This window comes from Candidatus Methanoperedens nitratireducens (genome assembly GCF_900196725.1).
Taxonomy (GTDB): Archaea; Halobacteriota; Methanosarcinia; order Methanosarcinales; family Methanoperedenaceae; genus Methanoperedens; species Methanoperedens nitroreducens_A.
Genome location: NZ_FZMP01000130.1, coordinates 1 through 7021, shown reverse-complemented (window position 1 = coordinate 7021; position 7021 = coordinate 1). Strand labels below are relative to the sequence as shown.

General features: G+C 40.1%; 7 protein-coding genes. All 7 read left to right on the top strand.

Annotated features, from left to right (window positions below):
* Positions 1 to 82 precede the first annotated feature (82 nt).
* Positions 83 to 715 (top strand): HhH-GPD family protein, encoded by a 633-nt coding sequence (locus MNV_RS09500; protein WP_096205544.1) that lies wholly within the window; start codon positions 83 to 85, stop codon positions 713 to 715.
* A 320-nt stretch (positions 716 to 1035) separates the two neighbouring features.
* Positions 1036 to 1260 carry a hypothetical protein gene (locus tag MNV_RS09495; protein WP_096205542.1) on the top strand — a complete coding sequence of 75 codons (225 nt, stop codon included), beginning with the start codon at positions 1036 to 1038 and terminating at the stop codon, positions 1258 to 1260.
* Between the two features lie 8 nt (positions 1261 to 1268).
* Positions 1269 to 1676 (top strand): type II toxin-antitoxin system VapC family toxin, encoded by a 408-nt coding sequence (locus MNV_RS09490; RefSeq protein ID WP_179293913.1) that lies wholly within the window; start codon positions 1269 to 1271, stop codon positions 1674 to 1676.
* 189 nt (positions 1677 to 1865) lie between these two features.
* A complete protein-coding gene (locus MNV_RS09485) occupies positions 1866 to 4388 on the top strand; it encodes a DEAD/DEAH box helicase family protein (RefSeq protein WP_096205538.1) in 2523 nt (840 codons plus the stop codon).
* A 105-nt stretch (positions 4389 to 4493) separates the two neighbouring features.
* Positions 4494 to 5015: a HEPN domain-containing protein gene (locus tag MNV_RS09480; RefSeq protein ID WP_096205536.1), complete on the top strand. Its 522-nt coding sequence runs from the start codon at positions 4494 to 4496 to the stop codon at positions 5013 to 5015.
* Complete coding sequence (locus MNV_RS09475; RefSeq protein ID WP_096205534.1) at positions 4990 to 5466, top strand: nucleotidyltransferase domain-containing protein; 477 nt, start codon at positions 4990 to 4992, stop codon at positions 5464 to 5466. Before MNV_RS09480 ends, MNV_RS09475 begins: the two co-directional genes overlap by 26 nt.
* 13 nt (positions 5467 to 5479) lie before the next feature.
* The coding region (locus MNV_RS09470; protein WP_179293912.1) for an N-6 DNA methylase at positions 5480 to 7021 on the top strand (1542 nt) is incomplete at its 3' end.

Below are 7021 nucleotides of genomic sequence, written 5' to 3'. Positions count from 1 at the left end.
GGAAAAAACTTGTCAAACGCTCCACTAGCTTCAGATAAATTTATACTTGAACGTAATGTAAAGGTCTAATTATTGGTTAGCAATGTCAAACATTTCTAAAAACATAATTGAAAACCGCCATTTATACAAAAGAGATTTTAGGTGGAGACATACAAGAGATCCTTATGAAATTATGATTGCGGAGTTTATGCTTCAGAGAACAAAAGCCAATCAAGTAGTTCCTGTTTATGATGATTTCTTAAAAAAATACCCGGACATTAAGAGTGTATCGAAAGCAGATATAGCAGATATCGCAAGAATAATTAGACCACTTGGTTTGCACTGGCGTTCTGGTCATTTCAAAAAAGCAGCAGAATATATAATAAGAGAATACAATGGTAAATTTCCTTCCAGTAAAGAAGAATTGTTAAAAATACCAGGTGTTGGGGACTATGTAGCCGGTGTAATTTTAGCAGTAGCATTTTCGAAAAATACTTGCATTGTGGATAGCAATATTGCGAGAGTATTGAATAGATACTTTGGCTTAGATTTAACAGGAGAGATCCGTAGGAATAAAAAAATCGTAGAACTATCAGACGAACTATTTAGCCACTGCAATTGTGAGCCAAAAGAAATGTTATTCGCTATTATTGACTTTAGCGCTCTTATATGTACTCCATTAAATCCCAAGCATGGAATTTGTCCATTAAAAGATGATTGCAAATTTGTTAAATAGATGCAGTATCTGGCGAAATATTAAGATTTGATGCAGGAAACAGATAAAAGAAGAGGGCGCGGTTTTTCATTAAAAATAATCCGTGCGTACCCGTCGCATCCGTGTCATCCGTGTTCTGTTCACATGGCTGCTTGCTATTTTAAAACCGCGCCTTCAGGTATCAGGTAAAGGCCGGCATTCTTGAGGCAGAAATTTCTGACGGACTTTATGTGAATATCATGCCAGAAATTTATAAATCCAACTGAATTAATTTTCGGCGCTTTCGCTAAACCTCAAGACCTGCAATAAATATATATTCCATTGCAACACATGTGTTACATATGGACACCACTATCAGGAACATTGACCCTTTTGTTTATAAAAAATTAAAAACAAAAGCTGCGCAAGAGGGCATCTCCATCGGGGAAGCAGTAACAAAGGCAATCAGCGAATGGCTCGGACTTCCAAAGAAAAAGAAGAGAAGCATCATTGAGATCAAACCGGAGCATTTTGGCTACCAGTATCGAAACCTGAGTGAAGAAATCGATGAAGTTTTATATCAATAGGGAATTGCTTGATATTCCTTGATTCCAGCGCGATAATTGCATATAAGAATGCGGATGATATAAATCACAAAAAGGCTTCGGATATCTTCCAAAAACTCAATGCAGGGGATTACGGAGTCGGTGTAATATCGGAATTCGTGTTATCGGAAGTCGCAACAGTGCTCGCGCTTCGGAAAAGCATGGAGACTGCAAAGGAAGTGGGAAATATACTGCTTGAGGCAAGGGAAATTGAAATAATGAAAGCGAGCGAAGTGTTCGAAAGGTCATGGGAGATTTTTTCGGAGCAGGAGAATACCGGTTTGAGTTTTGTGGATGCTTCGAATCTTGCCTGTATGGAGATAAGGAAAATCAGGAAGATAGCGACATTTGATAAGGATTTTATCAAGATAAAGTCGGTGGAGGTTGTGAATGACTGAAAGTGCAAATACAGGCGGCCATTAGCAGAAGGGACTGGCGGATTTTATGTAAATAATTTATTGAATATGCTTAACCTCAGCATATCCATTCGGATTCAAGAACATGAAATATGCATATACACAGATTCTACTAACAAGAATTAAATACACCTTATTAAAATCTAATATATCTGATGGCTGGAGCCGTTAATGCAAAAAGAAGCAAAAGCACGCATCAAGATCAATAAACTCCTTGAACAATCGGGCTGGAGATTTTTTGATAATGAAAAAGGAAAAGCCAATATCGTTTTAGAGAATAATATCAAGATCACCAGGAAAAATCTTGATGAATTTGGGAACGATTATGAAAAAACAAAGAACGGTTTTACAGATTTTCTTCTTTTGGATGAAAAAAGCTTCCCGTTTGTTATTGTAGAGGCAAAATCCGAAGATAAAAATCCTCTGGATGGAAAAGAACAGACAAGAAAATACGCGCAATCTCAAAATGTGAGGTTTGTAATACTATCAAATGGCAATTTGCATTATTTCTGGGACTTGGAGCGTGGAAATCCCAGTGTAATAACTAAATTTCCGACGTTAGAGTCTCTTCATCATACAGATTCTTTTCAGCCCAATCCTTCTACTCTTGTTAATGAAATAGTTGAAGATGATTATATTGCCAGGGTTCAGAACCCCCTTTTTGACAGAGACCCGCGCTGGAGCAATGATAAAACTAGAACAGATTATATACACGAATCAGGGTTGAAATTCTTAAGACCTTATCAGTTAGATGCGGTTCATGCTTTGCAGGAATCCGTGGATGATGGACACGACAGATTCCTTTTCGAAATGGCGACTGGAACAGGAAAGACACTAATTTCAGCCGCGGTTATTAAATTGTTTTTGAGATCGGGGAATGCAAAGAGGGTGCTTTTTCTTGTTGACCGGTTAGAACTTGAAGAACAGGCAAGGAAAAATTTTGTCAAATATTTGAAAAATGACTACAAAGTAGTTATTTATAAAGAAAATAAGGATGACTGGCGAAAAGCTGAAATTGTTGTCTCAACCGTTCAAAGCCTCTCTTTTGACAATAAATACCAGAGGCTTTTTTCACCCACGGATTTCGACCTTCTTATATCGGATGAAGCTCACCGCTCAATAGGATGGAATAGCAGGGCTGTTTTTGAGTATTTTGTTGGCTATAAACTCGGTCTTACTGCTACGCCTAAAGATTATCTGAAGTATTTAGACCCTGAGAAAGTAAGTAAGAAGGACCCGCGCGAATGGGAAAGGAGACAACTGCGGGATACTTATATTACTTTTGGCTGTGAGCGGGGTACCCCGACTTTTAGATACAGTCTTATTGACGCTGTTAGAGATGGGTATCTCGTGAATCCTGTGGCGGTGGATGCAAGAACAGAGATCACGACGGAGTTACTTTCTGAAAAAGGCTATTCAGTGATGGTCGAAAATGAGGATGGGAATAAAGTTGAGCATATATATTATCATAAGGATTTTGAAAATAAATTCCTTTCTGAAGAAACAAACAGGATTTTCTGCAAGACTTTTATTGAAAATGCCCTCCGCGATCCAATAAGCGGTGAGATAGGCAAAACCATTGTTTTTTGCGTGAGCCAGAATCATGCCTCTAAGATAACCCAGGTGTTGAATGAGCTTGCCGACAGGTTATATCCCGGTAAGTATAATTCCGATTTCGCGCTTCAGGTTACATCAAATGTTCAGGATTCACAGCAATTTACCATCAATTTTACGGACACAAGCAATAACCTATCCGGTCACTCCCGTTTTCTTGAAGGGTATAAAACGTGTAAAACAAGGGTTTGCGTAACAGTCGGAATGATGACGACGGGGTATGACTGCCAGGATATTTTGAATATCTGCCTGATGCGTCCCATATTCTCACCAACGGATTTTATCCAGATAAAAGGAAGGGGAACCAGGAAATATGATTTTACATATTCGATGAAGGATGGGATAGATAATGAAATTATCAAGAAATCTAAGGACAAATTCAAGCTCTTTGATTTCTTCGCGAATTGTGAATATTTTGAAGAGAAATATAACTATAATGAAATTTTGAAATTACCTCCAAGAACTACTTATAGTGGAGGTGGTGATGGCGGTGATAACAGGATTAGTGAATATGAGAATTTGAATACAGATCCGTTGATAAGCTTTTCTGAATACGCCGTATGCCCGGAGGGCATGAAAATTGATCGCATGTTCTTTGATAAGTTTGAGACAGTTATCAAAAACAATCAATTCATAAAGGAAAATATTGAAAAAGAAAATTTTGATGTAATTGAGGAATATATAAAAAGTAAGGTTTTTGAGAAGCCAGAGGATTATTTTAATCTTGATAAACTGAGGAAATCGCTGAGGATAGACCGCAGGATAAGTTTAAGGGAGATGATAGAAAAAATATTTGGAAAGATATCTGCATTTAAAACGAAAGAGGATTTGCTTGAAGAGGAAGTTGAAAGATTCATCTCTATTCATAAGCCGGAAAGCAGGGAAGTGCCGCTCATAAGGAATTTCATAAAAGCATATATTACGGATAATGAAGTCAGAGATATTATTGAATCTAAGGAATTCGGGCGTTTTTCCACGAATACTCAAATCTCAATGAAGGATTTCAGGGAATTGAAGAAGTGGCGTGAAATGATACCTGAATATGTGAAAGATTATGTTTCGTTAAATAAATTCCTGTAATGATTTTATGAAAAATAAAATTAGATTCTATTACCAAAAAAATCTTATATTCTTGATTCTATCAGATTTAGGGAAAATATCATCGACCGTTTCTGGAGACCTTAAATGAAGAACATTCAAAAAACACGGGACTGGCTGCATATGGCATTAAAAGAATTTGATGCCGCGCTTGCTGATTTCATGGACGAAAGATATAGTGAGTCAATCCAGCATGCACAGCAATGCGCCGAGAGGGTCGGTAAGTCTATTTTATCTTTCTTAGGTTTTGCTCCTGAAAAAACACATCATCCTTCCGATTATATTGTTGAGGAAATCCTGCAGCATCCAGAGGTAGTAAAAAAGGTTGGACTTTCTGAAGATGAAGTAAAATATCTCGTAGATATGGTTACATTTTCTTCACCCCTTGAACGCCAAGGCACTATGCCAAGATATGGATGGGAGACTAAAGAAAGAATCATTACGCCTGATGAAATCTATAAAAAGGATATTGCGACTGTGATGATGAAAAACGCATTTGAATTACTGGTTAAAAGCTGTGAATTCTACCGGTTAAGGGATACGGATAGGATACTCGCCAGTAAAATACAGGAGATCGAAGAATATGTTGAAAAACATAGAATTGATTAAACAGCAAGAATATTCTGTTCCGATCAGGCAATATTTTGAAATAGTTACCAAAAGAGTCGATATTTATGCAGTTCTGCTCTTTGGTTCTGTTGCAAGGGGCGACGCTAAACCATTTCGCAGTTACGAGAGCGACATAGATATAATTGTAATTATAAAGGACCTACCTCCCGACCTTGGAAAAAGGATGCTTTATAAATTGGATGTTGAATCCGGAACAAGATCAAGGGTCCAATCCATCTGGATGACACCGAAGGAACTTGAAGAACATATCGAGGCAAAATCAGAATACATCCTTGAGGCATTTGAATCCGGGATTATCCTTTTTGATTCTGAAGGATATCTTGCGAAAAAAATATCCGACCTGTTTATGGAATTGAAATCGAAAGGTGTTTCAAGATTAAAATGGGGATGGTCATGGAATATTAAAGCAGGGGAAGTTGTGGAATTGTAAAAAAGGTTAAAAAATGTTAGATCAGGAAACAAAAAGAAAGATCGATAATGCCCGCGACATCCTCGTTGGAAAAGTTCCAGACCCGAAGTCGCAGGTTGAGCAGATAACTATCGCGCTCATCTACAAGTTCATGGACGACATGGACAAAGAATCGCAGGCGCTTGGCGGAAAAGCCGCATTTTTCACTGGCGAGTTCGAAAAATATACCTGGTCTCGGATTTTTGACCCGCGCCTCGGGGGCTTCGAACTCATAGCGCTGTATGGCGAAGCCATTACAAAGATGAACCAGAACCAGAATATCCCGCAGCTTTTCAGGGATATTTTCAAGAATGCTTTTCTTCCATATCGAGACCCTGAAACTCTCAAAAGTTTCCTGAAAGAGATAAACGAGTTCAAATATGATCACAGCGAGAAGCTGGGCGATGCTTTTGAATATCTCCTGTCAGTGCTTGGCTCCCAGGGCGATGCAGGACAGTTCAGGACGCCGCGCCATATCATCGATTTTATTGTTTCTGTTGTTGACCCGAAGAAGAACGAATCGATCCTTGATCCAGCCTGCGGGACAGCGGGTTTCCTGATATCCTCTTTCAAGCACAGCCTCAGCCAGAATACGAAGGAGAGAAAAGGGGACTGCCTTACAATGGATGAGAAAAAGAGGCTGATGAACAGCCTTATGGGATATGATATTTCCCCTGATATGGTGAGGCTCTCGCTTGTTAATATGTACCTTCACGGCTTCCAGACCCCGAAGATTTACGAATACGATACGCTCACGAGCGAGGAGAAATGGAACGAAACCTATGACGTGATCCTTGCAAATCCCCCGTTCATGACCCCTAAAGGCGGCATCCGCCCCCACAAGCGTTTTTCAGTGCAGGCAAAAAGGAGCGAAGTGCTGTTCGTGGATTACATCATGGAACATATTTCCACAAACGGCAGGGGTGGAGTAATCGTACCTGAGGGCATCATCTTTCAGTCCGCGAACGCCTATAAAGCACTTCGCAAGCTGCTTGTAGATACTCATCTTTTCGCCGTCGTTTCCCTCCCGTCCGGCGTTTTCCAGCCCTACGCTGGCGTGAAAACAAGCATCCTGCTGATGGACAGGACTCTTGCAAAGCGCGCGCCCGATGTTCTTTTCGTAAAGATCGAGAGCGACGGCTTTGACCTTGGCGCGCAGAGGCGCCCGAACGGCAAGAGTGACCTCCCGACGGCGCTCTCGGCGCTTTTGAAATTCAGGAGGAGTTTGCATGAGGGGAAGGAGTGCGAGTTCAGCGAGGAGGAGAAGAGGCTTGCGCACCGGGTGGCGAGGGTGAGGATTGCGGAGGGCGGGGATTATAATCTATCGGGGGAGAGGTACAAGGAGGTGGCGGCGAGGGCGAATGGAGGGTGGGAGATGGTGGAAATTGGCAGTGTCTGTAATTTGATAAATGGCAGGGCTTTTAAACCATCTGATTGGGAGAAAAAAGAGCAGGGTGGATTGCCGATAATAAGAATTCAAAATTTGAATAATCCAAATTCAGAATATAATTATTTTTCGGGTTTTGTTGATGAAAAA